This window comes from Paraburkholderia diazotrophica (genome assembly GCF_900108945.1).
Classification (GTDB): Bacteria; Pseudomonadota; Gammaproteobacteria; order Burkholderiales; family Burkholderiaceae; genus Paraburkholderia; species Paraburkholderia diazotrophica.
In genome coordinates, this window is record NZ_FNYE01000012.1 from 49479 (window position 1) to 74405 (window position 24927).

A 24927-nucleotide genomic window follows, 5' to 3' on the forward strand; every position below is an offset into this window, starting at 1 on the left:
TCGCTCGAGCACCGCCATTAGCCGTTCGGCCAGGTGTTCGCGCACAGGGCGGCCGGTATAATTCACGGGTCAATGTGCGCAGTGCACGCGCAACGAGATTGCGCATTCAACAAGATCGACACGATCACCGGCACGAGGATATGGCTCATGGATACATCGACCGCCCGTAGCAACATCCTGGCGCGCATTCGCGCAGCGCAAGGGCGTGAGCCCGAGCCGGCCGCGTCCGAGCGCGAGGCGGCGCAAGCGTATCTCGCAAGCCATCCGCAAGGGCCGCGTCCGCCGATGCCGGCTGATCTCGTCGCGCATTTCATCGAGCAGGCCAAGAAGATGGCGACCACTGTCGACACCGTCGAGTCGCTCTCCGACGTGCCCGCTGCCGCGCATCGCTACCTCACCGAACTGAATCTGCCGACCCAGGCCATTGCATGGCAGACGCTCGAAGCGTTGCCGTGGACGGGTTCCGGCATCGACGTCGAATTCCGCAAGCCGAAGGACGAAGATCGCGTCGGCATGACGGGCTGTTTCTGCGCGACGGCGGAAACGGGCACGCTGGTGCTGCTGTCGGGTCCGCAGACGTATGCGTCGGCGGGCTTGCTGCCGGAGACGCACATTGCAATCGTGCCGGCGTCGCGCATCGTCGCCGGTCACGAAGAGGCGTTCAACCTGATCCGCAGCGAACGCGGCGAGCTGCCGCGCGCGGTCAACTTCGTCTCCGGCCCGTCGCGTACGGGCGATATCGAACAAACTATCGTGCTCGGCGCGCACGGTCCTTATCGCGTGCATGCGATCGTCGTGCGTGGCGCTTGATGTTCCGCACGTGCATGGCCGCGACACGCGAGCGGTGACGAACCGGTCGAAGGCCGCGTGGATCGCGGGTCTGACGCTCGCGTTCGCGCTGTCGTGCTGGCCGCTCGCGGCATCTGCGGCCACGGTGGATGGCGGATCGCTGTCCGTGTGGTGGGGCGTGCCGTTCGCGGGCATGCTGCTGTCGATCGCCGTGTTCCCGCTCGCCGCGCCCAAGCTCTGGCATCACCACTACGGCAAGGTATCGGCGGCATGGGCCTTTGCGTTTCTCGTGCCGTTTGCATTCGCGTTCGGCTCGTCGGCGGCGTTCGGCGCGTTGATCCATGCGTTGCTCGACGAGTACGTGCCGTTCATCGTGCTCCTGACGGCGCTCTATACCGTCGCGGGCGGCATCTGTGTGACGGGCAACCTGCACGGCACACCGCGTCTGAATACGGCGCTGCTCGCGCTCGGCACGGCGCTCGCCAGCATCATGGGTACGACGGGCGCGGCGATGCTGCTGATCCGGCCGCTCCTGCGCGCGAACGACAATCGCAAGCACGCCGTGCATGTCGTCGTGTTCTTCATCTTTCTGGTCGCGAACGTGGGCGGCTCGCTGTCGCCGCTGGGCGATCCGCCGTTGTTTCTCGGTTTTCTGAACGGCGTCGGTTTCTTCTGGACGACGGTCCATCTCGCGCTACCGATGCTATTCGTCTGTGCCGTGCTGCTGGCCGTGTTCTTCGCGCTCGATTCGTACTATTTCCGGCGGCGCGAAGAAGTGCTCCCCGTCGACCCGTCGCCCGACACGTCGACCATCGGCATCGAAGGCAAGGTCAACTTCGTGCTGCTTGCGCTCGTGATCGCGCTCGTGCTGATGAGCGGCATCTGGACGCCCGGCATCGCGTTCGATGTGGCGGGCTCGCACGTCGCGTTGCAGAATGTCGTGCGCGACGTGGGGCTGGTCGCGCTGACGTTGCTGTCGCTGATCGTGACGCCGCGCGCGGCGCGTGAGGGCAACGCGTTCAGCTGGGCGCCCATCGAAGAGGTGGCGAAGCTGTTCGCGGGCATCTTCGTGACGATCGCGCCCGTCATCATGATGTTGCGCGCGGGCGAAGCGGGTGCATTCAGCGGTATCGTGCATCTCGTGAACGACACGGCCGGCCAGCCTCGCGACGAGATGTACTTCTGGGCGACGGGTCTGCTGTCGTCGTTCCTCGACAACGCGCCGACGTACCTCGTGTTCTTCAACCTCGCGGGCGGCGATGCGCAGACGCTGATGGCCACGGGCGCGTCGACGCTCGCTGCCATTTCGGCGGGCGCGGTGTTCATGGGCGCGAACAGCTATATCGGCAACGCGCCGAATTTCATGGTCAAGGCGATCGCGGAATCGCGCGGCGTGCGGATGCCCGGCTTTTTCGCGTATCTCGCGTGGTCGGGCATCGTGCTGATACCGTTGTTCATCGCGACGTCGTGGATATTCTTTTAACGCCGTGCGCGTGCCGATACGCGCGCGTCGCGGCCTGATACTCGGAGAATGGCAATGCAAAAGGTCCTGGTTGCGCGTCCCATCTTTCCGGATGTGATCGAGCGGCTCAAGCAGCACTTCGAAGTCGACTGGAATAACGGCGACGTGCTTCCCGCCGACGAACTGAAGCGCCGGATCGCCGACAAGGACGGTGCGCTGACGGCGGGCGACATCATCGACACGTCCGTGTTGGCCGTCGCGCCGCGCCTCCGCGTCGTGTCGAACATGGCCGTCGGCTACAACAACTTCGACATGACGGCGTTCAACGCTGCGCACGTGCTCGGCACGAACACGCCCGACGTGCTCAATGAATCGACGGCCGATTTCGGCTGGGCGCTGATGATGGCGACCGCGCGCCGCATCGCCGAATCGGAGCACTGGCTGCGCGCGGGCAAATGGGAGAAGTGGTCGTACGACGGCTTTCTCGGCTCGGATATCTACGGCTCGACGCTCGGCGTGATCGGCATGGGGCGCATCGGACAGGCGCTTGCTCGTCGCGCGCGCGGCTTCAGCATGAACGTGATCTATCACAACCGTTCGCGTGTCGCGCCCGAGATCGAGGCGGAACTGAACGCGCAATACGTATCGAAGGAAGAACTGCTGCGGCGCGCCGATCACGTCGTGCTGGTGCTGCCGTACACGGCGCAAAGCCATCATACGATCGGCGCTGCCGAACTCGCGCTGATGAAGCCGACCGCGACGCTCACGAATATCGCGCGCGGCGGCATCGTCGACGACGCGGCGCTTGCCGTCGCGCTGCGCGAGAAGCGCATCGGGGCCGCCGGCCTCGATGTGTTCGAAGGCGAGCCGAAGGTGAATCCGGCGCTGCTGACGGTGCCGAATGTCGTGCTGACGCCGCATATCGCAAGCGCGACGGAAGCAACGCGCCGCGCGATGGCCAACCTCGCCGCCGACAATCTGATCGCAGCCCTGGGCGAAGGTCCGCGCGCGGGACGTCCGCCGAATCCGATCAACCCTGACGTGATCGGGATGGCGCGCTCATGACGATGGTGTTGATTGCGGCAGTTGCCGTTCTGGCCGTCGCATTGGTGATCGCGCTGGTGATGCTGATGCGCGACAGCAATGGCGCGCATCAGCTGATGCATTTCGCCGAGCTCGGCGAGCGCCTCGAAGCGGCCTCGGCCGTGCAGGCGCGCGCGACCGAGCGGCTCGAACGCGAACTGCGCAACGAGATTTCCGAAACCGCGCGCGTGTCGCGCACTGAACTGAGTGGCGGCTTTTCGCAGTTCCAGCAAACACTCGCGTCGCAGTTCACGAGCATGACGACGGTGCAGGCCGGCAAGATCGACGGTTTTGCGCAGCAGCTCGTCAAGCTCACCGAGACCAACGCGCAACAGCTCGACGCCGTGCGTCAGAGCTTGCAGCAGCAGGCACAGCAGGCGCGCGACGAACAGGGCATGACGTTGAGGCGTTTCGGCGAAACGTTGCAGCATCAACTGTCGCAGGTCACGGAAGCGAACGATCGGCGCTTCGCGGAAGTGCGCACGACCATCGAGCAGCGTCTGAAAGACATCGAGACGAACAACGCGACGAAGCTCGAAGAAATGCGCTGCACCGTCGATGAAAAGCTGCACGCGACGCTCGAACAGCGACTCGGCGAATCGTTCAAGCTCGTGTCCGATCGTCTTGAACAGGTGCATCGCGGTCTCGGCGAAATGCAGACGCTTGCGGCGGGCGTAGGCGATCTGAAGAAGGTTCTGACGAACGTAAAGACGCGCGGCACGTGGGGCGAAGTGCAGCTCGAAGCGTTGCTCGAACAGATCCTGACGTCCGATCAGTACGCGAAGAACATCGCGACGATTCCTAAGAGCAACGACCGCGTCGAGTTCGCGATCAAGCTGCCGGGGCGTCAACCGTCGCCGGAAGCGGCGGCGACGCCCGTGTGGCTGCCTATCGATGCGAAGTTTCCGCGTGAGGACTATGAGCGTCTGATCGAAGCGCAGGAGCGCGCCGATCCCGTCGCGGTCGAAGAGGCGTCGCGCGCACTGGAAGGGCGGATTCGCGCGGAAGCGAAGACGATTGCGGAGAAGTATGTGTCGCCGCCGCATACGACGGACTTCGCGCTGCTGTTCCTGCCGACGGAAGGGCTCTATGCGGAAATCCTGCGCCGTCCGGGGCTCAGCGATCTGTTGCAGCGCGACTATCGCGTGACGATCGCGGGGCCGACCACGCTGACGGCGCTGCTGAACAGCTTGCAGATGGGTTTCCGCACACTGGCCATCGAGAAGCGTTCGAGCGAAGTGTGGCAGGTGCTGGGCGCGGTGAAGACCGAGTTCGGCAAGTTCGGCGACGTGCTCGCGAAGACCAAGTCGCAGCTCGAAACGGTCACGCGTTCGATCGAGGCGGCGGAAGTGCGCACGCGCCAGATGAACCGCAAGCTGCGCGATGTCGAGGCGTTGCCCGAAGAGCGGGCGGCGGGACTGCTCGGGGACTCGCTATCCGGCGCGGATGCCGACGAGTCTTGACGGAGGTGTAGGAACGGAAGGGAAAGCGGGCGAGGCATCGCCGGATCGGTTACGCCTCGCGATTTCTCAATAGCGAAGTCTGATTCGCGATTTCTGATTCACGGTATGCAGACAGCGGATCAGCCCGCGCTCGCCGCCAGCTGATCGAGCGCGTCGCCCGTCACGCGGACGATGCGCCAGTCCGGCAACACGGTCGCGCCCATCTTCTGATAGAAATCGATGGCGGGCTGATTCCAGTCCAGCACCGACCATTCGAACCGCCCGCACTGCCGCTCGACGGCCAATGCCGCCAGATGACGCAGCATCTTCGAGCCCAGACCCGTGCCGCGCTCGGCGGGCTGCACGTACAGGTCTTCGAGATACAGCCCGCGGCGTCCCAGGAACGTCGAGTAATTATGGAAGAAGAGCGCGTAGCCGATGATCTTGCCGGCGCGTTCGGCAACGAGCGCTTCCGCCGAAGGGCGCGCGCCGAACAGCGCATCGTGCACGCCTTCCACGGTCGCGATGAACAGATGCGTGAGCTTTTCGAACTCGGCCAGTTCGCGCATCAGCGCGAGCATTGCGCCGACGTCGGCGGGCGTGGCTGCGCGGATCGTCGCTGACATCACGCTTCCTCCGGCACGTCGCTCAGGTGGATTTCGATGCCGCCGAAACGCGACGCCACCCAGTTGTACGCGTGGCACGCAATCCACAGCAGGATGAAGCCCAGAATCGCGTTGAGCAGCAGCGCGCTGAACACCGTGCTCAATTCCATCGACCCGTAACGGATGAACGCGACCAGTACGCCGAGCAGAACGATCGGCACGCTGAACGTCAGGTACACGAGGATCAGTGCCTTTGCGGTTTGCCCCGGTGCAATGAACGAGATCTGTTTTTTCATATAAGTCAAACCCGTAGTCGTATTGGATTGCGTGAAAAGCATGCCGGCCGCGCCCGCTCAGATGAGGCCGTCGAACAGCATGATGTCGACGGCGTCGCCCGGATCGAGATCGGCCTGTTCGTGGGCAAGCACGATGAAGCAGTTTGCTTCGCTCATCGAACTGAGCACGCCGGAGCCTTGCGAGCCCGTCGGCGTGACGTGCCACTCTCCTTGCGCGTCGCGTTCGGCGACGCCGCGCTGGAACTCGGTGCGGCCCGGCCGCTTGCGGATCGGCTGACGGCATGCCGCGCGGATCAGCGCAGGCGCGGGCACATTCGCGCCGGACATCAGCAGCAGCACTTCGCGCACGATCTGGTAGAACGTCGCCATCACCGCAACGGGATTGCCGGGCAAGCCGAAGAAGATGGCCGGCTCTCCTACGCCGGGCTTGCCGCCCGACCAGATGCGGCCGAACGCGAGCGGCCGGCCGGGGCGCATCGCGAGACTCCAGAACGCGACGTCGCCGAGCACGCGCAGCATCTGCTTGGTCAGATCGGCTTCACCGACGGAAACGCCGCCGGAGGTTATCACGACATCGGCACTCGCCGCAGCCGTACGCAATGCGTCTTCGAGTGCAGCGGGCTCGTCGCGGATCACGCCGAGATCGATGGGATCGAGATGCAGCCGCTTGAGCATCGCGAACAGCGTGTAGCGGTTGCTGTCGTAGACGCAGCCGGCATCGAGCGGCTGGCCGATCGAGCGCAACTCGTCGCCCGTCGAAAAGAACGCGACGCGCAGACGCCGCCGCACGGGCACCTCGCCGATGCCGAGCGACGCGAGCAGCCCGAGGTCCGACGCGCGCACGATACGGCCCGCCTTCAGCGCGACTGCGCCGCGCGCGAGATCTTCGCCCGCGAGGCGGCGGTTCGCGCCTGCCTTCAATGACTGCCTGGAGAAACGGATCGTATCGGCGGCGTCGCGCGCGACGTTCTCTTGCGGTACGACGGTGTCGCAGCCGTGAGGCATCTTCGCGCCCGTCATCACGCGCACGCATTGCGTGGCGGCGATGTCGCCGGTGAACGGATGACCCGCGAGCGCCTTGCCCGCCACGCTCAACGCAATCTCGCTCGCCTCGCCGCCGAGCGCCGCGCTGGAGAACGCGTAGCCGTCCATCGCGGAGTTGTCGTGCGCGGGCACGTCGATGGGCGACACGATGTCCTGCGCGAGCACTCGGTTCAGCGCGTCGTGCAGCGGGACCCGTTCAACGGTGGTGACGGGCGTGGCCCATTCGCGGACGATCGCCTGTGCGGCGGACACCGGCAAGGCTTGGGCGTCGTACTGTGCGACGCAACTCGAGGTTTCGTTCAGCGTGGTCATGAAAGGGGAGCGTCGCGACGGGATGCGGTGCGGCGGCGGCCGGGCGATCGCGGCAAATGACGGCAGAAACCCTCAACGTCGTTCGAGGTCGGCAAGTTCCTGCAATGAATTGATATTGTAAAACGTGCGCTCGTCCGGAAAGGCCACTTCGACGGCCTTGTGGCGCGCGTACCACGTGCGGACCTTGCGCTCGCCCGCTTGCAGAAAGCCTTCGAGATCGTCGGCGAGCGACGTGCGCAGCAGCGCGAACACGGGATGGATCGACGTGTTGCCCTGGGCGTCCGTGGTCGTGACGGTGGCGATATCGCCATGCTGTGTGTCGAGCGCGGCTGCGAGACGTTCGGCGAGATCGTCGGGCAAGCCAGGCGTATCGCAAGGCGCGGACAGCACGAACGGCGTGCGCGCCGCGCGCAGACCCGCGAGCAGACCGGCGAGCGGGCCGGGAAAGTCGGGCAGCGTATCGCCGATGACTTTCGCGTGGAAGGGCGCGCCGAGCGCCTTGTAGCGCGGCATGTGGCGGTTCGCGCTGATCAGCAGCGGCCCCGTCTGCGGCGCGAGGCGCCTCAGCACATGCAGCGCGAGCGGCTCGCCATGCAGCGTTTGCAGGCCCTTGTCGGCGCCGCCCATGCGCATGCCGCGTCCGCCGGCGAGCAGCAGGCCTGTGATGTCGTCACTGGAAACCGTCATGAAAGCGCGCGGATTCAGCCGCCGATGTACGACATTTCGACGCGCCGTTCTTCCGCCGACGCCGTCGATGTCGCGCCGGCGCTGCCGCGCAGTTGCGAGTAGCGGTCGCCGCGCGCATGCCAGATGTTGGCGATGGCGGTGGCGATGCCTTCGTCGCTCGTGCCGTTGCGTACGAGCGCGCGCAGGTCGTGTCCCGACGACGCGAACAGGCACAGATAGACCTTGCCTTCCGTCGAGAGCCGCGCGCGCGTGCAAGTGCCGCAGAAGGCGCGCGTCACGCTTGAGATCACGCCGATCTCGCCCGTGCCGTCCGCGTAGCCCCAGCGTTGCGCGGTTTCGGCCGCGCTGTGCGGTTCGAGCGGGATCAGCGCGTAGTGCTCGCCGATCCGCTCGACGACTTCCGCCGACGGCAGCACTTCCGTCATGTTCCAGCCGTTCGACGTGCCGACGTCCATGTATTCGATGAAGCGCAGCACGGTGCCCGAGCCTTTGAAGTGCCGCGCCATCGGCACGATCTCGCCGTCGTTCGTGCCGCGCTTGACGACCATGTTGATTTTCAGCGGCGTCAGGCCGACCGATTGCGCGACTTCGATGCCTTCGAGCACGTCGCGCACCGCGAAATCGGCATCGTTCATGCGGCGAAATAGCGCATCGTCGAGTGCGTCGAGGCTGACGGTCACGCGATTCAGGCCGGCGTCTTTCAGGCTGCGCGCCTTGCGCGCGAGCAGCGAACCGTTGGTGGTCAGCGTGAGATCGAGCGGTTTGCCGGCCGCCGTCGTCATGCGGGCGAGGCGCTCGATCAGAAATTCGAGGTTCTTGCGCAGCAGCGGTTCGCCACCTGTCAGGCGGATTTTTTCGACGCCATGCGCGACGAAAATCGCCGCGATGCGCTCGATTTCCTCGAACGTCAGCAGCGCGCTGTGCGGCAGGAACGGGTAGTCCTTGTTGAACACCGCGCGCGGCATGCAGTAGACGCACCGGAAGTTGCAGCGGTCCGTCACCGAGATGCGCAGGTCGCGCAGCGGGCGCGACAGCGTGTCTGTCAATTCGCCGCGCGGCACGCGAGCGGGGCCGGCAACGTTCGGAACGGCACTGACATCGGCAACGGGAATGATGCGTCGGGACATGATGACGTTTCTGAAATATCAGCCTTCATTCTAGCGGAAGGCCTTATCCGTCACAGTAGGGCGAACGCGCGGTAGCGGCGCGACGGGCAACAAAAAGCCCGCCTTGGAGGCGGGCTCTTCGGGTGCCTGGCGTTGCCGCGCAGACTGGGTTAGCGATCGCTTACTGCGGATGCTTCACCGTTTCGACCTGCTGCATCGGCGTCGTGTCGACGGGCGGCAGCGGCTTGCGCTCGCGCGGCACACGCGTCGGCTTGACGGCTTGCGCGGCGGCTTCCTGGGCGGCGCGCAGCTTGTCGGAGTCGGTATTGACCCAGACGAGGCCGGCGCTTTCCAGCATCGACTTCAGCCCTTCGCCCGACAGGCCAGCCGATGCCGTTCCGTTCGTGCGCGCGCCGTGCGATTCGGCGGCCCTCGTCACAGGTGCGGCTTCTGCCGGCTGCGGCTCGGGCTGGGCCGCATGCGCGACCGGCTCGGCGACTGGTTGGGCTTCCGGCTGAGCCGCAACCGGTGCTTCGGCGACCGGCTCCGTTTCCGCAGCGGGTGCGACGGGAGCAACAGGCGTTGCTGCCACCGGCTCGGCGACGGGTTCGGCTGCGGCGGGTTCGGCTGCAGCAGGTGCGGGGGCCTCAGCGGCCGGGGCGGTTTCAACGGGCGCAGGGGTCTCGACAGCGGGCTCGGCAGGGGCGACGGGCGCAGCTTCCTGCGGCTCGACGGCCTTGGGCTCGGCGGGCGCGGCGGCTGCTTGCGCTTCGGGTTCTGCCTGCGGCGCAGCGGGAGTTTCATCGGCGGGCACGACGGCTTCTGCCTTCGCTGCCTTTTCGACAGCGAGCGACGGCGTTTCGGCCGACGCATGCAGTTCACTGACCACGGCTGCGCCCGTCGCGACGGCTGCCACGACGACCTCGACCGGCTTCACGGTTTCTGCCGGTTCCTGTCCGGCGGGAGCCGTTGCCTGAGGCTGCGCTTCGTGACGGCCCGTGTGCTCCGGCGTGCGAACAGGTGCTTCCGTCGACGCGGCTGCCGCCGCTTCGCCTTCCGCTTCGGCAACATCCGCTGCCGTGTTCACGTTCACGCCTTCCTCTTCGCGCTCGCGACGGCCACCGCGGCGACCGCGGCGACGGCGGCGACGCTCTTCGCCATCACGCGCTTCCTCTGCAGCGGCAGCGCCGCCCGTCAGGCTCGCTTGTGCCTGCGCGGCGATATCGGCTTGGGCTTCGTTCTGGCTCAGCGCTTCAGCGGCTTCCTGCTGCGGCTTGCGGCGCTCTCCGCGTTCCGGGCGCTCGCCACGTTCGCGGCGCTCTCCACGGTCCTGGCGCTCCTGACGCTCGCCACGCGCCGCGTTTTCGGCGGCTTCTGCGCGTTCTGCGCGCTCCTGACCGCGCTCGACGCGCTCCGGACGCGTCTCGCGTGCTTCACGGCCCTCGCGCTGCTCGCGGCCGCCACGCGGTTCACGTGCTTCGCGCGGTTCGCGTTCCTCGCGACGCTGCGACGGCTGGCCCTGACGGCCTTGCGTTGCCGCGCCTTCGCCACGTGCCGAGTCGCGGCCGCCTGCGCCGCCGCGACGATTGCGGTTGCGGTCGCCGCCGCGCTCGCCCGTGCGCTCACCACGCTCGGTGCGTTCGGCGCGCGCCGGCTTCGCCGTCTTCTCGACGGGTGCCGGAGCCGGTGCGGGAGCTGCCGGCTGCATCCCGAACAGACCCTTCAGCCAGCCGATGAAGCCGCCCGTCGCGGGCTTCATCTCGGCGGGGGCAGGGGCTGCGGGAGCCGGCGTGCGGACGGGGGCGCTCGGCGCCGGCTTTTCCGGCGTGATGCCCTTCACAGCCGCTTCCTGCTTCGGCTTCACATCTTCGGCGCGCTTGCTGTAGCCCGTTTCCGATTCCAGTTCGCGCGCGGCTTCTTCGGCCATCTTCCACGAGGCGCGCGGATCGTCGAGGCGTGCATCGTCGTGACGCAGACGCTCGAGCTTGTAATGCGGCGTGTCGAGGTGCTTGTTCGGCACCAGCACGACGTTGACCTTGAAACGCGACTCGATCTTATTGATTTCCGAGCGCTTTTCGTTGAGCAGGAAGGCCGTGACTTCGACGGGCACCTGGCAGTGGATCGCCGCGGTGTTTTCCTTCATCGCTTCTTCCTGAATGATCCGCAACACTTGCAGCGCGGACGATTCGGTGTCGCGGATGTGGCCCGTGCCGTTGCAGCGCGGGCAGGTCACGTGGCTGCCTTCCGACAGCGCCGGGCGCAGACGCTGGCGCGACAGCTCCATGAGGCCGAAGCGCGAGATCTTGCCCATCTGGACGCGCGCGCGGTCGTGCTTGAGCGCGTCCTTCAGACGCTGCTCGACTTCGCGCTGGCTCTTGGCCGACTCCATGTCGATGAAGTCGATCACGATCAGGCCGCCGAGGTCGCGCAGACGCAACTGGCGAGCGACTTCATCGGCGGCTTCGAGGTTCGTGCGCGTGGCCGTTTCCTCGATGTCGGCGCCCTTGGTGGCGCGCGCCGAGTTCACGTCGATCGCGACGAGCGCTTCCGTGTGGTCAATCACGATTGCGCCGCCCGACGGCAGCGGCACCGTGCGCGAGTACGCCGTCTCGATCTGGTGCTCGATCTGGAAGCGCGAGAAAAGCGGCACGTCGTCGTGGTACCGCTTCACCTTGTTGACATTGTCCGGCATCACGATATCCATGAAGGCGCGCGCCTGGTCGTGGATTTCCGTGGTGTCGATGAGAATTTCGCCGATATCCGGCTGGAAGTAGTCGCGAATCGCGCGGATGACGAGGCTCGATTCGAGATAGATCAGCATCGGCTGACCTTGCGTGCCGCTTTGCGACGCGGCTTCGATCGCGCGCCACAGCTGCATCAGGTAGTTGAGGTCCCACTGCAGCTCTTCGGCGCTGCGGCCGATGCCGGCCGTGCGCGCGATGATGCTCATGCCTTCCGGCAGTTGCAGCTGGGCCATCGTTTCGCGCAGTTCCTGGCGGTCGTCGCCCTCGATCCGGCGCGATACGCCGCCGCCGCGCGGATTGTTCGGCATCAGCACGAGATAGCGGCCTGCGAGCGAGATGAACGTGGTGAGGGCAGCGCCCTTGTTGCCACGTTCTTCTTTCTCAACCTGAACGATCAGTTCCTGGCCTTCCTTGAGGGCGTCCTGAATGCGCGCCGAGCGCATGTCGATGCCTTCGCGGAAATACTGGCGGGCGACTTCCTTGAACGGGAGAAAACCGTGGCGGTCTTCACCGTAGTTGACGAAGCAGGCTTCGAGCGACGGCTCGATGCGCGTCACGATCCCCTTGTAGATATTGCCTTTGCGCTGTTCGCGCCCGGCGGTTTCGATGTCGATGTCGATGAGTTTTTGCCCATCGACGATGGCGACGCGCAGTTCTTCCTGCTGCGTCGCATTGAACAACATGCGTTTCATTGAACGGCTCCAGAGCGGCTCTGCCTGTCCGAGCCGACGGCGCGCGGGATCCAATCCGGCCAGCCGACGGCAACGGCAGCGGCATGCCGCGCCTTATTGTGTTTTCACAAGCACGCTGGAGCGGGAAAGATGGCGGGAGAATTGCCTTGAAAGGGCGCCGTCCGACGGAAACTGGACGCGCTGCCGCAGGGCACATGCGAACACGGCTTCAAATAATGGCCCGACACGCCGCGGGTCCTGGCAGCCGACTTGCATACGCCTTCGTCCACGTGCGCCGGCGCGCCAGTTGGGCGCGCGTCCGGACAACAGGTTCGAAGGCTGCGGTCTTGCCGCAGCGGGGAAGCTCGCTCACAACGCGTGCTGCGCCCGCTCGGGGGTGTCTCGCCTCATTTTGACGTCGCCATGTCCCGCACTTTCTGCGGGACGCCTCGGGCGCACGCCGTATTTTCGCCACTGGCCGCTTCGCGCCAAAGGGACATCAGAGACATCAAAGCCGTCCGCTGCCGAAGCTCGCCAGTCAAATTCTTTTTGACCAAAATTCCGTTACCGACGGAGCCGACAGTGACCGAACGTGCCTGTGGGCGCCGTCCCTGCCGTGTCGTGATCCGTGCGTGCAACTTGTTGCATCTCATTTTCAGGGCGAGCAACCAGCCCCCGGCACAAGTAAAATAGCGCTTTATAGCTTGCACCTGCACAATCCACCCGCGATTCGGTTTAATGCGCCGATCCTATATAGTCGGCCGCCGCAGACTGCTGGCCAAATTATATTCAGAATGAAAGAGTTAGGCAAAACATCCCAGAAATCGGTCGCGAGCGCGGTCGCAAGCGATCAGGTGTCGATGATCGAAATCGACGACAGTGCGGCTGGCCAGCGTATCGACAACTTCTTGTTGCGCGTCTGTAAAGGCGTGCCGAAAAGCCATATTTATCGAATCCTGCGCAGCGGCGAAGTGCGCGTGAACAAGGGCCGGGTCGACGCGCAGTACCGGCTCGCCCATGGCGATCTGGTGCGCGTGCCGCCCGTGCGCGTCGCGCGAGCCGACGAGCCGGCCGTGAATGCGCCGGTGCCGTCCGCGCATTTCGACATCGTGTATGAGGACGAACATCTGCTCGTCATCGACAAGCCGGCCGGCGTCGCCGTGCACGGCGGCAGCGGCGTTGCGTTCGGCGTGATCGAGCAGTTGCGTGCCGCGCGCCCGCAGGCGAAGTTTCTGGAGCTGGTGCATCGGCTGGATCGCGAGACGTCGGGCGTGCTGATGCTGGCGAAAAAACGCGCGGCGCTCGTTAATCTGCACGAGCAGATCCGCGAAAACCGGATGGACAAGCGCTACTACGCGTGTGTGCACGGCGAATGGGCGAGCGACTGGGGCCGCCGGCGCGCGGTGAAGGAGCCGCTGCACAAGTATCTGCTGCCGGACGGCGAGCGGCGCGTGCGCGTGCAGCCGGACGGCTTGCCATCGCACACTATTTTCAACCTCGTCGACCGTTGGCCGGGCTATGCATTGCTCGAGGCGGAGCTGAAAACGGGGCGGACGCATCAGATTCGCGTCCATCTGGCGCATCTGGGGCTGCCGATCGTCGGCGATGCAAAATACGGCGATTTCGCGCTGAACAAGGCGCTCGCGCGCGCCAACGCACAGCCGGGACTCAAGCGCATGTTCCTGCACGCGTACCGGCTGAAGCTGACGCACCCGGCCTCCGGCGAGACGCTGCAGTTCGAGGCGCCTTTGCCCGCGGACTGCCGGCGCTTCGTCGAGCAGCTTGCTGAAATGGGCGCGCAACAGGGCAAAGCGCAGGACAGCGCGCACGGCGGACAATCACCAAACGAGACGGGAACGCATGGCCAGGCAGCTATTTGATCTGATCGTATTCGATTGGGACGGCACGTTGATGGATTCGACCGTCCACATTACCCGGAGCATCCAGGCCGCATGCCGCGACCTCGGTCTGCCCGTGCCCGCCGACGAAGCCGCGAGTTTCGTGATTGGCCTCGGTTTGCGCGACGCGCTGCAGATTGCCGCGCCGACGCTCGATCCGTCCGACTATCCGCGCCTCGCCGAGCGCTACCGTTTCCACTATCTGGTGAAGGATCAGACGACGGAGCTGTTCGCGGGCGTGCGCGAAATGCTGGCCGATCTGCGCGACCAGGGCTATCTGCTCGCGATCGCGACGGGCAAGAGCCGCGTCGGGCTGAATCGGGCGCTGGACCAGGTGCGGCTCACGAGCCTTTTCGACGGCACGCGCTGCGCCGACGAGACGTTCTCGAAACCCCATCCCGCCATGCTGCACGAGCTGACGCGCGAACTGGGGCAGGATCCCCTGCGCACGGTGATGATCGGCGATACCACGCACGATCTGCAGATGGCTATCAACGCGGGCGTTTCCGGCATCGGCGTCACGTACGGCGCGCATCCGGCGGATTCGCTGGCGGCACTCGAGCCGAAATACGTTGCGGACAGTATCGCTTCGCTGTCGGGCTGGCTGCGGGAGCATGCATGACGGACGCTGTGCTGAAGCCTGTGCGCATTTGCGCGTCCGAGGAACTCGTCGACGGCGGCATGGGCATCCGCCGCAATGCGACGTACGCGGGCGGCGATGCCGTCGTCTTCTTCATTCGCTATGACGGCGTTGCGTACGGCTATCTGAACCGCTGCGCGCACGTGCCGATGGAGATGGACTGGAGCGAGGGTCAGTTCTTCGAATCGTCCGGTTTATACTTGATGTGCGCTACGCATGGCGCGATTTATTCGCCGGATACGGGTAAATGCGTCGGCGGTCCTTGCCGCGGCGGCAGGCTCCGCCCGGTGCGGGTCGACGAACGCGACACGCCCGAAGGCCGCGCGGTATTCTGGCTCCCGGACGGCGATCTGCTTCCTGCATCTGCCTGATTTCTCTGCTTCTTTCCAAAATCCGTTCTATCTGGCGGCGACGCATGTCCGACAATCTCACTCCCGATCCCCAGGAACCGGCTGCACCAGGCCGTGAATCCCGTCGCGGCGCGGCCGCCGACGAGCTGAACTGGGAGCGCGGCGCGCTCGAACGGGTGGCGCTTGCCGCAATCAAGGAGCAGCGCGCGGCCCGTCGCTGGCGCATCTTCTTCAGGTTTATGTTCCTCGGCGTGCTGGTCATCATCGCGTTGGCGATCTTCGATTTCAGCGGCGAGAAGGTGGCAACCACGGGACGGCATACGGCGCTCATCGCACTCGACGGCGAGATCTCCGCAGATACGAACGCTAACGCAGAAGATATCGATACTGCGCTGGAAAGCGCCTTCGATGACGCCGGCACTGCCGGCGTCATCCTGCGTTGCAATAGCCCGGGCGGCAGTCCGGTACAAGCAGGCATCATCTACCGCGATATTCGTCGATTGCGCGCCAAATACCCGTCTGTTCCGCTTTATGTAGTCGTGGGCGATATGTGCGCGTCGGGCGGTTACTACGCTGCGGCCGCCGCCGACAAGATTTACGTCGACAAGGCGAGCATCGTTGGCTCGATTGGCGTGCTGATGGACGGCTTTGGCTTTACGGGGCTGATGGACAAACTGGGTATCCAGCGCAGGATGCGCACATCCGGCGAGAACAAGGGCTTTTTCGATCCGTTCTCGCCCGATACGCCGAAGATGGACGAACATGCGCAGGCAATGCTCGATCAGATTCACGCGCAGTTCATCGACGCAGTAAAGCAAGGCCGCGGCAACCGGCTGAAAGAGGGCCCGGATATCTTCTCGGGCCTCTTCTGGACGGGCGAGAAGAGCGTCGAACTGGGTCTCGCGGACGGCTTCGGCGACACCGATTTCGTCGCGCGAGAAATCATCAAGGCGCCGGACGTCGTGGATTACACGGTGAAGGAAAGTATCACGGATCGCGTGGCGCGCAAGTTTGGCGCAGCGGTCGGCAGCGGCGCCGTGCGCGCGATGTCGACGATCGGAAAGTTGAACCTTCGATAGCGCACCTGCAATGCGGCGGCCAGGAATCTGGCCGTCATTTTCCCCGCATCAGGCCGCCAGAATCAGAAAGATCGCCGGGCGCTTATGCAAATCAGGCGCGGGCTTCTTCTTCCAGTCCGCGACCGTCCGGCTCACGATCGTTTCGCTTTCTAGCGTCAGATCGACGGCGACGCAGATGAGCGTCGACGGCGCGCACGTCGCGATGAGCGCATCGAGCAGCGCGCGATTGCGATAAGGCGTTTCGATGAAAATCTGCGTCTGCCTGGCTTTGCGCGACTGCTGCTCCAGGTCTCGCAGGCGTTTTACGCGCTCGTTGGCGTCGACGGGCAGATAGCCGTGAAACGCAAAACTCTGGCCGTTCAGTCCCGACGCCATCAGTGCGAGCAGGATGGAACTCGGTCCCACGAACGGCACGACCTTGACGCCGCGCTCGTGCGCGCGCCGCACGAGCAGCGCGCCGGGATCGGCGACGGCCGGGCAACCCGCTTCCGACACTAGCCCGGCGTCTGTTCCCGCCAGGACGGGCGCCAGCAGTTTGTCGATCTCGCCGGCCGGCGTGTTCACATTCAGTTCGCGGATCTCGATTTCCTGGATCGGCCGCTCCGTCCCGACTTTTTTCAGGAATGCGCGCGTCGTTTTCGCGTTTTCACCTATGTAATAGTGCAGGGCGGCGGCGCGGGCCCGAACGGGCGCGGGCAGGACGGCGTCGAGCGCAGCGGCGTCACCCTCGCCGAGCGTGTTGGGAATCAGATAGAGCACACCGCTCATTGCGCCTCCAGCAGCGGATAGCCCGCGGCGAGCAGCATCCGCGTGAGCGCGATCAGCGGCAGGCCGATCAGCGCGGTCGGATCGTCGGACTCGATGGCTTCGAGAAGCGCAATGCCGAGACCTTCGGCTTTTGCGCTGCCGGCGCAATCGTAGGGCGTTTCGGCACGCAAATAGGCGTCGAGCGCGGCATCCGGCAGATCGCGAAAGCGTACGCGGGTGATCACGTCGGCGGTTTGCGCGACGGCCGAGCGGCTGTCGAACAGGCAAAGCGCGCTATGAAACAGCACTTCGCGGCCGCGCATGGCTTGCAGTTGCGCCAGTGCTTTCTTGTGCGTGCCGGGTTTGCCGATCTGGTGCCCGTCATAGGTCGCGACCTGGTCGGAGCCGATGACGAGCGCCGGCTCGCCGGTGGCGAGTCCGTTGGCGACCGCATGCGCCTTGGCTTGCGCGAGACGCAGCGCCGTCGCTTCCGGTGATTCGCCTGTCTGCGGCGCTTCGTCGATGGCGGGCACGATGACATCGAACGGAATGCGCAGGCGCTCGAGCAGGTCGCGGCGATACTGCGAACTCGACGCCAGAATCAGGCGGGGCGGGCGTTTGGGGAAATCCGACATGCTGGAATGGAACCTCGTTCTGAAGGTGAAACCGAATGCAAAAAGGCAGGCGCGAACGCCTTCGCACGGCCGGTCTTAAGTGTTTGACTCGAAAAGACAAAACGGATATGATTTTAGGCTTTTCATCGGTATGCTTTGCCGTATGGCGCGCTACGCGGACGCAATCGTCGGTGGCCGCAGAAGAGAAAGCATGGCGATTTACCCGGCTGAAACCCTTGCCGACGCAGGAGCGCACATGACTCAACATCCTGGCAAACCTGCTGGTCTCGTCGACCCGCGCGAACTCGATCTGTTCGAATTTGCCCGTAGTGGACGTCAGGCCGCGGGTACCGTGCGCGTCTCGCAACTGCCGCGCATGTTAAACGAAGTCCCGAAGGAAGCGCCAGATCGCGACACCGCGTTCACCTGGCAAGCCGAAGGGGCGATGCAGCCGGAGTTGCAGGACGACGGCACCGAGGGGCCGCAGCCGTATCTGAGGCTCGCGATTCACGGCCCCGCATGGCTCGAATGTCAGCGTTGCCTGTCTCCGTATGAGCAGGCGTTCAACGTCGATGCGACTTACCGGATCGTCAAGACCGAAGAGGAAGCTGAAGAGTTTCCTCTGGACGAGGATGAAGTCGATGTGATCGTTGGGTCACGCCAGTTCGATCTTGTCGACTTGATCGAAGAGGAATTGCTGCTTTCGTTGCCGCTCGTGCCGAAGCATGACGTCTGCCCTGAAGTGCACGAGAGCCTCAGTTCGGGCGCTAGCGGGCAGGAAGGCGAAGATGCCGCGAAGGTGGAAGGCGAAGATGCCGCCAAGGGCGAAGCCGGCGAGGGTGAAGAGCCCAAGCGGCCAAATCCTTTCGCGGTGCTCGAAGGCCTGAAATCGGGCGGGTCCGGCGGCAAGAAGCACTGAACAGTTGCATGGGAGCGCGATAGGGCGCGCCGGACGCGATGGTTTCAGCCACGCGGCCTATGGCGGTTGCCGTATCGGGCTGTGTTAGAATTCGGAAAATTTTCAGGAGTTATCATGGCAGTTCAACAAAACAAGAAGTCGCCGTCGAAGCGCGGTATGCATCGCTCGCACGATTTCCTCAACGCAGCGCCGCTGGCTGTCGAGCCGAGCACGGGTGAAGTGCATCTGCGTCACCACGTCAGCCCGAACGGCTACTACCGCGGCAAGAAAGTCGTCAAGACGAAGAACGACTAATCGCCCGGCATTGCGCTCAGTTGGGCTCAGTTGGGATATCCCATCCGGGGTTCAACGCGTTGGCGTTTCGCGTGGCGATCGGCTCGCTTGACATTTTCCCGGTTCATCGAAAAGGCGGCATTCAACTGCCGCTTTTTTGTGCCTGAAATTCGTCGCATTCCATGACTGTAAAGCTCACGATAGATTGCATGGGAGGCGACCACGGGCCGTCCGTGACTGTTCCCGCTGCCGTCAATTTCGTTCGCTCGCATCCCGATGCGCATCTGATGCTCGTCGGCATCGAAAGCGCGATTCGAGCACAGCTGAAAAAGCTGAAGGCGGCGGACGATCCGGCACTCACGGTCGTACCCGCATCCGAAATCGTCGCAATGGACGATCCGGTTGAAGTCGCGCTTCGTAAGAAGAAAGACTCGTCGATGCGTGTTGCACTTAATCGCGTCAAGGAAGACGAGGCGCAGGCCTGTATCTCCGCCGGCAACACCGGCGCGCTAATGGCCGTTTCCCGTTATGTTCTTAAAACGCTCCCGGGCATCGAACGTCCGGCGATCGCGTTTGCGCTGCCCAATCCCACCGGCTATACCACCATGCTCGACCTCGGCGCGAACGTCGATTGCGAGCCGCAGCATCTGCTGCAGTTCGCCGAGATGGGACATGCGCTGGTATCGGCTGTCGAAGGCAAGGAGCGCCCGAGCATCGGGCTCCTGAATATTGGCGAAGAGGTCATTAAGGGCAACGACACCATCAAGCGCGCAGGCGAGCTTCTGCGCACCAGCACGCTGAATTTCCGCGGCAACGTGGAAGGCAACGATATCTACAAAGGCACCGTCGACGTAATCGTCTGCGATGGCTTCGTCGGTAACGTTGCGCTGAAGACGTCGGAAGGTCTTGCGCAGATGCTCTCCGACATCATCAAGGAAGAATTCGGCCGTTCATGGATGACCAAGGTGATGGCATTGCTCGCGTTGCCGGTGCTGCTGCGCTTCAAGAAGCGCGTCGATCATCGGCAGTACAACGGCGCGGCGCTCCTCGGCCTGCGCGGGCTCGTGATCAAGAGCCACGGTTCGGCCGATGCCTACGCGTTTGAGTGGGCAATCAAACGCGGGTATGATGCCGTCAAAAATGGCGTTCTGGAACGTCTTGCCCGCGCGATGGAGGAGAACGCGGGTTCACTCGAACAGGCGACGCGCGAAGCAGGCAGCGCGGGTTCCGCGAGGCAGGTTGCGAGCCCGATCGCGGGTCCGATTTCTGGCCAGCCGGCCGAGCCCTACAGCGCACTATCCTCGAAGGCATAATGGCTCAATCCACTATCTACTCCCGCGTGCTGGGCACGGGCAGCTATCTGCCGCCCAACCGCGTTTCCAATCAGGATCTGGCTGATCGTCTCGCGAAGCAGGGCATCGAGACGAGCGACGAATGGATCGTGGCCCGCACGGGCATCCATGCGCGCCACTTTGCCGATCCCGATGTCACGACGAGCGAGCTCTCGCTGATCGCATCGCAACGCGCGATCGAAGCCGCCGACGTCGATCCGCAATCGATCGATCTCATCATCGTCGCCACTTCGACGCCGGACTTCGTGTTCCCGAGCACAGCCTGTCTGCTGCAGAACAAGCTGGGCATCAAGAACAACGGCGCCGCGTTCGATGTGCAGGCCGTGTGCTCAGGTTTTGCCTATGCCGTTGCGACGGCTGACAGCTTCATTCGAAGCGGGCAACATCGTACTGCGCTGGTGGTCGGTGCTGAAACGTTCTCGCGCATCCTCGATTTCAACGACCGCACCACGTGCGTGCTGTTCGGCGATGGCGCAGGTGCCGTCGTGCTGCAGGCGTCGGACGAGCCGGGCGTGCTGGCAAGCGCGCTGCATGCGGATGGCAGTCACTCGGACATTCTCTGCACGCCGGGCAACGTGCACGGCGGCATCGTGCAAGGCAGCGCGTTCCTGCACATGGACGGCCAGGCGGTGTTCAAGCTCGCCGTCAACGTGCTCGAAAAGGTCGCGATCGAAGCGCTGCAGAAGGCCGATCTCAAGCCCGAGCAGATCGACTGGCTGATTCCGCACCAGGCCAATATCCGCATCATGCAGAGCACGTGCCGCAAGCTGGGCCTGCCACAGGAGCGGATGATCGTCACCGTGCACGAACATGGCAACACGTCGGCCGCGTCGATTCCGCTCGCGCTCGACGTTGCGGTTCGCGACGGACGCATCCAGCGCGGCCACAACGTGCTGATCGAAGGCGTGGGCGGCGGCTTTACGTGGGGCGCGTCGGTCATCCGCTTCTGACGACTACCGGGCGACCGTGCCTGCGCGCCGCCGGGAGCGGCAGCGCGGGCTTGTGCGCGCCACGCGCAACTGAATTCATCGAATTGGGGACGATATGAAATTTGCGTTCGTTTTTCCGGGGCAGGGCTCGCAGTCGGTCGGCATGCTCAATGCGTTCGCCGATCACGCGATCGTGCGCGAAACCCTCCAGGAAGCTTCCGACGCGCTCAACCAGGACCTCGGCAAGCTGATCGCCGAAGGCCCGGCTGAAGACCTGAACCTGACGACCAACACCCAACCTGTGATGCTGACGGCTGCCTACGCGATCTTTCGCGCGTGGCAGACGGCTGGCGGTCCGGCGCCCGCCATCGTCGCGGGCCACAGCCTTGGCGAATACACGGCGCTCGTCGCAGCCGGCGCGCTGAAATTCCGCGACGCTGTGCCGCTCGTGCGCTTCCGCGCGCAGGCGATGCAGAACGCGGTACCCGTCGGTCAGGGCGGCATGGCCGCGATTCTCGGCCTCGACGACGACACGGTGCGCGAAGTGTGCAAGGAAGCGTCGACGGCGGGCGTCGTCGAAGCGGTCAATTTCAACGCGCCCGCGCAGGTTGTGATCGCGGGCCACAAGGCCGCCGTCGAAAAGGCGTGCGAGGTCGCGAAGGCAAAGGGCGCGAAGCGCGCGCTGCCGCTGCCAGTGTCCGCGCCGTTTCATTCGTCGCTGCTCAAGCCGGCTTCGGATCAGCTCCGCGAGTATCTGTCGAGCGTCGACGTGCAGGTGCCGTCGATCCCTGTCGTGAACAACGTCGATGTGGCGGTCGTCAACGAGCCGGCTGGCATCAAGGATGCACTGGTTCGTCAGGCGGCGGGCGCCGTGCGCTGGGTCGAATGCGTGCAGTCGATGGCCAGGCAGGGCGTCACGCATGTGATCGAATGCGGTCCGGGCAAGGTGCTGGCGGGCCTGACCAAGCGTATCGACGGCAATCTGACCGGCGCATCGATCGTCGATCCGGCCTCGCTCGACGAAGTGCTGAAGCTCGTCGCGGCCTGAACGTCTCCTTGCGAGGCGGCAACGAATCAAATAGCTCTGCGTTTGCAGGGCACTGCGGAATTCAACGATGGAAAAGACTCTCGATAAACAGATCGCGATCGTGACGGGCGCTTCGCGCGGCATCGGCCGCGCAATCGCCGTCGAACTCGCGCGTCAGGGCGCGTTGGTGATCGGCACGGCAACGAGCGAAAGCGGCGCGCATGCGATCACGGAAGCGTTCAAGGCCGAAGGCCTGAGCGGCCGCGGCGCTGTACTGAACGTGAACGATGCTGCTGCGGCGGAAGCGCTGATCGAAGGCACTGTGAAGGAGTTCGGCGCGCTCAACGTGCTGGTGAACAACGCGGGCATCACGCAAGATCAGCTCGCGATGCGCATGAAGGACGAAGACTGGGACGCCGTGATCGACACGAATCTCAAGTCCGTGTTCCGTCTGTCGCGCGCCGTCTTGCGCCCGATGATGAAGGCGCGTGGTGGGCGGATCATCAACATCACGTCGGTGGTCGGCTCGGCGGGCAATCCCGGACAGGCAAACTACGCAGCCGCGAAAGCGGGCGTCGCGGGCATGACGCGTGCGCTTGCACGTGAAATCGGCAGCCGCGGCATCACCGTGAACTGCGTCGCACCGGGTTTCATCGATACCGACATGACGAAGACGCTGCCTGAAGAGCAGCAGACGGCACTGAAGGCGCAGATTCCGCTCGGCCGTCTCGGCAGCCCGGAAGACATCGCACACGCCGTAACGTTCCTCGCATCGCCGCAAGCCGGTTATATCACCGGCACGACGTTGCACGTGAACGGCGGCATGTATATGTCGTAATCAAATTCGGTTACTATCCGCGCCTTGATGCAATTCAAAGCGCTAATAGGACGGCTTTACAGCAACCTTGTGCGTCGCTTTTTTACAGATGCAAACCTGATAAAATGCGCGCACTTGTATTTATGAACTTTTTCCCTTGGAGGGGTAATGGACAATATCGAACAGCGCGTCAAGAAGATCGTTGCAGAGCAACTCGGCGTTGCCGAAGCGGAAATCAAGAACGAAGCATCGTTCGTGAACGACCTCGGCGCTGACTCGCTCGACACGGTTGAACTCGTGATGGCTCTCGAAGACGAATTCGGCATGGAAATTCCGGATGAAGAAGCCGAGAAGATCACGACGGTTCAGCAGGCGATCGACTACGCTCGCGCTAACGTCAAGGCCTAAGGTCATTCGCGCCCGCCTGGTTGCCTCGGCTGCTGCGAACGTCGCAGCGCCCGCTGTTGCGGACGCCATGTCGCGCCGCAGGGCGGCGCAAGCAGGGCAGGCGCCGACATCCATGCGCATGCGCGCTATCCTGACGACGCCGTCCAAGGCGCACTGGCCGATGCAGCGATGGTCGGCTCTTTCGTCATTGCGCTTACTGATGCAGTTTCTGGTGCTCGCGCCACTGTATCGGTCAGCGTATTCGTCAGCGCGCAGGTCAGCGTTCGTCAGGTTAACAGCCACAGGGCTCACAGGGCGCTTTCCTGTGGCTACTGTGGCTTTTGTTTTGTCATCTATGGAAAAGGGGTTACCGTGAGCCGTCGTCGTGTTGTTGTTACAGGCCTGGGGCTTATTTCGCCTGTTGGCAATAATGTTGCCGACGGCTGGGCCAATCTGGTCGCAGGCAAGTCCGGCATCGCCAACATCACGAAGTTCGATGCGTCGAACTTCTCCACCCGCTTCGCCGGCGAAGTGAAGGGCTTCAATGTCGAGGACTACATTCCCGGCAAGGAAGCGCGCCATATGGATACGTTCATCCATTACGGCGTGGCAGCCGGCATCCAGGCGATGCAGGATAGCGGCCTCGAGATCACCGAAGCCAACTCGGAGCGCGTCGGCGTGGTGGTCGGCTCGGGCATTGGCGGTCTGCCGATGATCGAAGTTACGCAGACGGAACTGCTGAACCGCGGCCCGCGCCGCATTTCGCCGTTCTTCGTGCCCGCGTCGATCATCAACATGATCTCGGGCCATCTGTCGATCAAGTACGGCCTGAAGGGCCCGAACCTGGCGATGGTGACAGCCTGCACGACGGGTCTGCACTGCATCGGCGAGGCATCTCGCCTGATCGAATACGGCGACGCCGACGTGATGATCGCGGGCGGCGCGGAATCGACGGTTTCGCCGCTCGGCATCGGCGGCTTCGCGGCCGCGCGTGCGCTGTCGCAGCGTAACGACGATCCGGCGACGGCGAGCCGTCCGTGGGACAAGGACCGCGACGGCTTCGTGCTCGGCGAGGGTGCGGGCGTCATGGTGCTCGAGGAATACGAGCACGCGAAGGCGCGTGGCGCGAAGATCTACGCGGAAGTCAGCGGTTACGGCATGAGCGGCGACGCGTACCACATGACCGCGCCGCTCGAAGACGGCGACGGCGCGCGGCGCTGCATGATCGCGGCGATGAAGAACGCCGGCGTGAACCCCGATTCGGTGAACTATCTGAACGCGCACGGCACGTCGACGCCACTGGGCGACCTCGCGGAAACCACGGGCATCAAGCGCGCATTCGGCGATCACGCGAAGAACATCGTCGTGAACTCGACCAAGTCGATGACGGGTCACCTGCTCGGTGGCGCTGGCGGTCTGGAGTCGGTGTTCACGGTGCTGGCCGTGCATCATCAGGTGTCGCCGCCGACCATCAACATCTTCAACCAGGACCCGGAATGCGATCTCGACTACTGCGCGAACACGGCGCGTGAGATGAAGATCGACGTCGCGCTGAAGAACTCGTTCGGGTTCGGCGGCACGAACGGCACGCTGGTTTTCAAGCGAGCCTGAGCGTTTGACGGAAGCAGGGTCGTCGCCGGCTCGTCCGGCCAAT

At 64.2% G+C, this 24927-nt stretch carries 24 protein-coding genes; 16 read left to right on the forward strand and 8 right to left on the reverse strand.

Annotation, left to right across the window (positions count from 1 at the left end):
- Positions 1–147 precede the first annotated feature (147 nt).
- The 4 genes from BMW76_RS16985 to BMW76_RS17000 are packed head-to-tail and all read left to right on the forward strand — an operon-like array spanning position 148 to position 4797.
- Positions 148–810 (forward strand): LutC/YkgG family protein, encoded by a 663-nt coding sequence (locus tag BMW76_RS16985; protein ID WP_090867297.1) that lies wholly within the window; start codon positions 148–150, stop codon positions 808–810.
- 34 nt (positions 811–844) lie between these two features.
- Positions 845–2272 (forward strand): sodium:proton antiporter, encoded by a 1428-nt coding sequence (locus BMW76_RS16990; RefSeq protein WP_407668971.1) that lies wholly within the window; start codon positions 845–847, stop codon positions 2270–2272.
- 54 nt (positions 2273–2326) lie between these two features.
- Positions 2327–3316: a 2-hydroxyacid dehydrogenase gene (locus BMW76_RS16995; protein WP_090867034.1), complete on the forward strand. Its 990-nt coding sequence runs from the start codon at positions 2327–2329 to the stop codon at positions 3314–3316.
- The gene (locus BMW76_RS17000) at positions 3313–4797 is read left to right on the forward strand and encodes a DNA recombination protein RmuC (RefSeq protein ID WP_090867036.1); all 1485 of its coding nucleotides are present in this window, start codon (positions 3313–3315) and stop codon (positions 4795–4797) included. Before BMW76_RS16995 ends, BMW76_RS17000 begins: the two co-directional genes overlap by 4 nt.
- A gap of 119 nt (positions 4798–4916) precedes the next feature.
- Here BMW76_RS17000 and BMW76_RS17005 read toward each other — a convergent pair whose 3' ends face one another.
- The 6 genes from BMW76_RS17005 to BMW76_RS17030 all read right to left on the reverse strand — a co-directional run bounded on the left by BMW76_RS17005 (position 4917) and on the right by BMW76_RS17030 (position 12262).
- The gene (locus BMW76_RS17005) at positions 4917–5402 is read right to left on the reverse strand and encodes a GNAT family N-acetyltransferase (RefSeq protein WP_090867039.1); all 486 of its coding nucleotides are present in this window, start codon (positions 5400–5402) and stop codon (positions 4917–4919) included.
- The gene (locus tag BMW76_RS17010) at positions 5402–5677 is read right to left on the reverse strand and encodes a hypothetical protein (RefSeq protein WP_090867041.1); all 276 of its coding nucleotides are present in this window, start codon (positions 5675–5677) and stop codon (positions 5402–5404) included. The genes BMW76_RS17005 and BMW76_RS17010 overlap by 1 nt, the downstream gene beginning before the upstream one ends.
- Positions 5678–5734: 57 nt before the next feature.
- A complete protein-coding gene (gene moeA, locus BMW76_RS17015) occupies positions 5735–7033 on the reverse strand; it encodes a molybdopterin molybdotransferase MoeA (RefSeq protein ID WP_090867043.1) in 1299 nt (432 codons plus the stop codon).
- 72 nt (positions 7034–7105) lie between these two features.
- The gene (gene mobA, locus BMW76_RS17020; RefSeq protein ID WP_090867045.1) at positions 7106–7720 is read right to left on the reverse strand and encodes a molybdenum cofactor guanylyltransferase MobA; all 615 of its coding nucleotides are present in this window, start codon (positions 7718–7720) and stop codon (positions 7106–7108) included.
- Between the two features lie 14 nt (positions 7721–7734).
- The gene (gene moaA / locus BMW76_RS17025; RefSeq protein WP_090867047.1) at positions 7735–8847 is read right to left on the reverse strand and encodes a GTP 3',8-cyclase MoaA; all 1113 of its coding nucleotides are present in this window, start codon (positions 8845–8847) and stop codon (positions 7735–7737) included.
- Positions 8848–9007: 160 nt separating this feature from the next.
- Positions 9008–12262 carry an Rne/Rng family ribonuclease gene (locus tag BMW76_RS17030; protein WP_090867049.1) on the reverse strand — a complete coding sequence of 1085 codons (3255 nt, stop codon included), beginning with the start codon at positions 12260–12262 and terminating at the stop codon, positions 9008–9010.
- 773 nt (positions 12263–13035) lie between these two features.
- Between BMW76_RS17030 and BMW76_RS17035 the strand changes: the two genes are divergently transcribed.
- From BMW76_RS17035 to BMW76_RS17050, 4 genes are read left to right on the forward strand one after another with little or no spacing between them, the layout of a single operon-like run.
- The gene (locus BMW76_RS17035) at positions 13036–14121 is read left to right on the forward strand and encodes an RluA family pseudouridine synthase (protein ID WP_090867051.1); all 1086 of its coding nucleotides are present in this window, start codon (positions 13036–13038) and stop codon (positions 14119–14121) included.
- Entirely contained in the window at positions 14102–14761 is a 660-nt protein-coding gene (locus BMW76_RS17040) for an HAD-IA family hydrolase (protein WP_090867053.1), read from the forward strand. Before BMW76_RS17035 ends, BMW76_RS17040 begins: the two co-directional genes overlap by 20 nt.
- Positions 14758–15150: a Rieske (2Fe-2S) protein gene (locus tag BMW76_RS17045; protein ID WP_090867055.1), complete on the forward strand. Its 393-nt coding sequence runs from the start codon at positions 14758–14760 to the stop codon at positions 15148–15150. The genes BMW76_RS17040 and BMW76_RS17045 overlap by 4 nt, the downstream gene beginning before the upstream one ends.
- Positions 15151–15194: 44 nt before the next feature.
- Positions 15195–16208 carry a S49 family peptidase gene (locus BMW76_RS17050; protein ID WP_090867057.1) on the forward strand — a complete coding sequence of 338 codons (1014 nt, stop codon included), beginning with the start codon at positions 15195–15197 and terminating at the stop codon, positions 16206–16208.
- Between the two features lie 48 nt (positions 16209–16256).
- Here the strand turns inward: BMW76_RS17050 and BMW76_RS17055 are convergent, their stop codons facing one another.
- A complete protein-coding gene (locus tag BMW76_RS17055; protein WP_090867059.1) occupies positions 16257–16976 on the reverse strand; it encodes an SAM-dependent methyltransferase in 720 nt (239 codons plus the stop codon).
- Positions 16973–17590: a Maf-like protein gene (locus tag BMW76_RS17060; protein ID WP_090867061.1), complete on the reverse strand. Its 618-nt coding sequence runs from the start codon at positions 17588–17590 to the stop codon at positions 16973–16975. Before BMW76_RS17060 ends, BMW76_RS17055 begins: the two co-directional genes overlap by 4 nt.
- Positions 17591–17825: 235 nt before the next feature.
- Here BMW76_RS17060 and BMW76_RS17065 point away from each other — a divergent pair, with 235 nt between their 5' ends.
- From BMW76_RS17065 to fabF, 8 genes are all read left to right on the forward strand, one after another.
- Positions 17826–18488: a DUF177 domain-containing protein gene (locus BMW76_RS17065; RefSeq protein ID WP_090867063.1), complete on the forward strand. Its 663-nt coding sequence runs from the start codon at positions 17826–17828 to the stop codon at positions 18486–18488.
- A 114-nt stretch (positions 18489–18602) separates the two neighbouring features.
- Positions 18603–18782 carry a 50S ribosomal protein L32 gene (gene rpmF / locus BMW76_RS17070; RefSeq protein WP_007741736.1) on the forward strand — a complete coding sequence of 60 codons (180 nt, stop codon included), beginning with the start codon at positions 18603–18605 and terminating at the stop codon, positions 18780–18782.
- Between the two features lie 161 nt (positions 18783–18943).
- A complete protein-coding gene (gene plsX, locus BMW76_RS17075; protein WP_090867065.1) occupies positions 18944–20074 on the forward strand; it encodes a phosphate acyltransferase PlsX in 1131 nt (376 codons plus the stop codon).
- The gene (locus BMW76_RS17080) at positions 20074–21063 is read left to right on the forward strand and encodes a beta-ketoacyl-ACP synthase III (protein WP_087733549.1); all 990 of its coding nucleotides are present in this window, start codon (positions 20074–20076) and stop codon (positions 21061–21063) included. Before plsX ends, BMW76_RS17080 begins: the two co-directional genes overlap by 1 nt.
- A gap of 94 nt (positions 21064–21157) precedes the next feature.
- Positions 21158–22090, forward strand: coding sequence for an ACP S-malonyltransferase (gene fabD, locus BMW76_RS17085; protein ID WP_090867067.1), 933 nt, complete (start codon positions 21158–21160; stop codon positions 22088–22090).
- 67 nt (positions 22091–22157) lie between these two features.
- Complete coding sequence (gene fabG / locus BMW76_RS17090; protein WP_090867069.1) at positions 22158–22907, forward strand: 3-oxoacyl-ACP reductase FabG; 750 nt, start codon at positions 22158–22160, stop codon at positions 22905–22907.
- A gap of 147 nt (positions 22908–23054) precedes the next feature.
- Complete coding sequence (acpP, locus tag BMW76_RS17095; protein WP_004197638.1) at positions 23055–23294, forward strand: acyl carrier protein; 240 nt, start codon at positions 23055–23057, stop codon at positions 23292–23294.
- Between the two features lie 351 nt (positions 23295–23645).
- Positions 23646–24884, forward strand: a complete 1239-nt coding sequence (fabF, locus tag BMW76_RS17100; RefSeq protein ID WP_090867071.1) for a beta-ketoacyl-ACP synthase II — start codon at positions 23646–23648, stop codon at positions 24882–24884.
- Positions 24885–24927 lie beyond the last annotated feature (43 nt).

Bases quoted from the DNA above. Each gene is read 5' to 3' on its own strand.
- moeA (WP_090867043.1), bottom strand. From the start codon at position 7,033: ATGACCACGCTGAACGAAACCTCGAGTTGCGTCGCACAGTACGACGCC.
- BMW76_RS16985 (WP_090867297.1), top strand. From the start codon at position 148: ATGGATACATCGACCGCCCGTAGCAACATCCTGGCGCGCATTCGCGCA.
- BMW76_RS17030 (WP_090867049.1), bottom strand. From the start codon at position 12,262: ATGAAACGCATGTTGTTCAATGCGACGCAGCAGGAAGAACTGCGCGTC.
- acpP (WP_004197638.1), top strand. From the start codon at position 23,055: ATGGACAATATCGAACAGCGCGTCAAGAAGATCGTTGCAGAGCAACTC.
- BMW76_RS17065 (WP_090867063.1), top strand. From the start codon at position 17,826: ATGACTCAACATCCTGGCAAACCTGCTGGTCTCGTCGACCCGCGCGAA.
- BMW76_RS17035 (WP_090867051.1), top strand. From the start codon at position 13,036: ATGAAAGAGTTAGGCAAAACATCCCAGAAATCGGTCGCGAGCGCGGTC.
- BMW76_RS17040 (WP_090867053.1), top strand. From the start codon at position 14,102: ATGGCCAGGCAGCTATTTGATCTGATCGTATTCGATTGGGACGGCACG.
- BMW76_RS17080 (WP_087733549.1), top strand. From the start codon at position 20,074: ATGGCTCAATCCACTATCTACTCCCGCGTGCTGGGCACGGGCAGCTAT.
- moaA (WP_090867047.1), bottom strand. From the start codon at position 8,847: ATGTCCCGACGCATCATTCCCGTTGCCGATGTCAGTGCCGTTCCGAAC.
- BMW76_RS17050 (WP_090867057.1), top strand. From the start codon at position 15,195: ATGTCCGACAATCTCACTCCCGATCCCCAGGAACCGGCTGCACCAGGC.
- BMW76_RS17045 (WP_090867055.1), top strand. From the start codon at position 14,758: ATGACGGACGCTGTGCTGAAGCCTGTGCGCATTTGCGCGTCCGAGGAA.
- plsX (WP_090867065.1), top strand. From the start codon at position 18,944: ATGACTGTAAAGCTCACGATAGATTGCATGGGAGGCGACCACGGGCCG.
- BMW76_RS17060 (WP_090867061.1), bottom strand. From the start codon at position 17,590: ATGTCGGATTTCCCCAAACGCCCGCCCCGCCTGATTCTGGCGTCGAGT.
- fabD (WP_090867067.1), top strand. From the start codon at position 21,158: ATGAAATTTGCGTTCGTTTTTCCGGGGCAGGGCTCGCAGTCGGTCGGC.
- BMW76_RS17005 (WP_090867039.1), bottom strand. From the start codon at position 5,402: ATGTCAGCGACGATCCGCGCAGCCACGCCCGCCGACGTCGGCGCAATG.
- BMW76_RS17055 (WP_090867059.1), bottom strand. From the start codon at position 16,976: ATGAGCGGTGTGCTCTATCTGATTCCCAACACGCTCGGCGAGGGTGAC.
- BMW76_RS16995 (WP_090867034.1), top strand. From the start codon at position 2,327: ATGCAAAAGGTCCTGGTTGCGCGTCCCATCTTTCCGGATGTGATCGAG.
- BMW76_RS17000 (WP_090867036.1), top strand. From the start codon at position 3,313: ATGACGATGGTGTTGATTGCGGCAGTTGCCGTTCTGGCCGTCGCATTG.
- mobA (WP_090867045.1), bottom strand. From the start codon at position 7,720: ATGACGGTTTCCAGTGACGACATCACAGGCCTGCTGCTCGCCGGCGGA.
- fabG (WP_090867069.1), top strand. From the start codon at position 22,158: ATGGAAAAGACTCTCGATAAACAGATCGCGATCGTGACGGGCGCTTCG.
- BMW76_RS17010 (WP_090867041.1), bottom strand. From the start codon at position 5,677: ATGAAAAAACAGATCTCGTTCATTGCACCGGGGCAAACCGCAAAGGCA.
- rpmF (WP_007741736.1), top strand. From the start codon at position 18,603: ATGGCAGTTCAACAAAACAAGAAGTCGCCGTCGAAGCGCGGTATGCAT.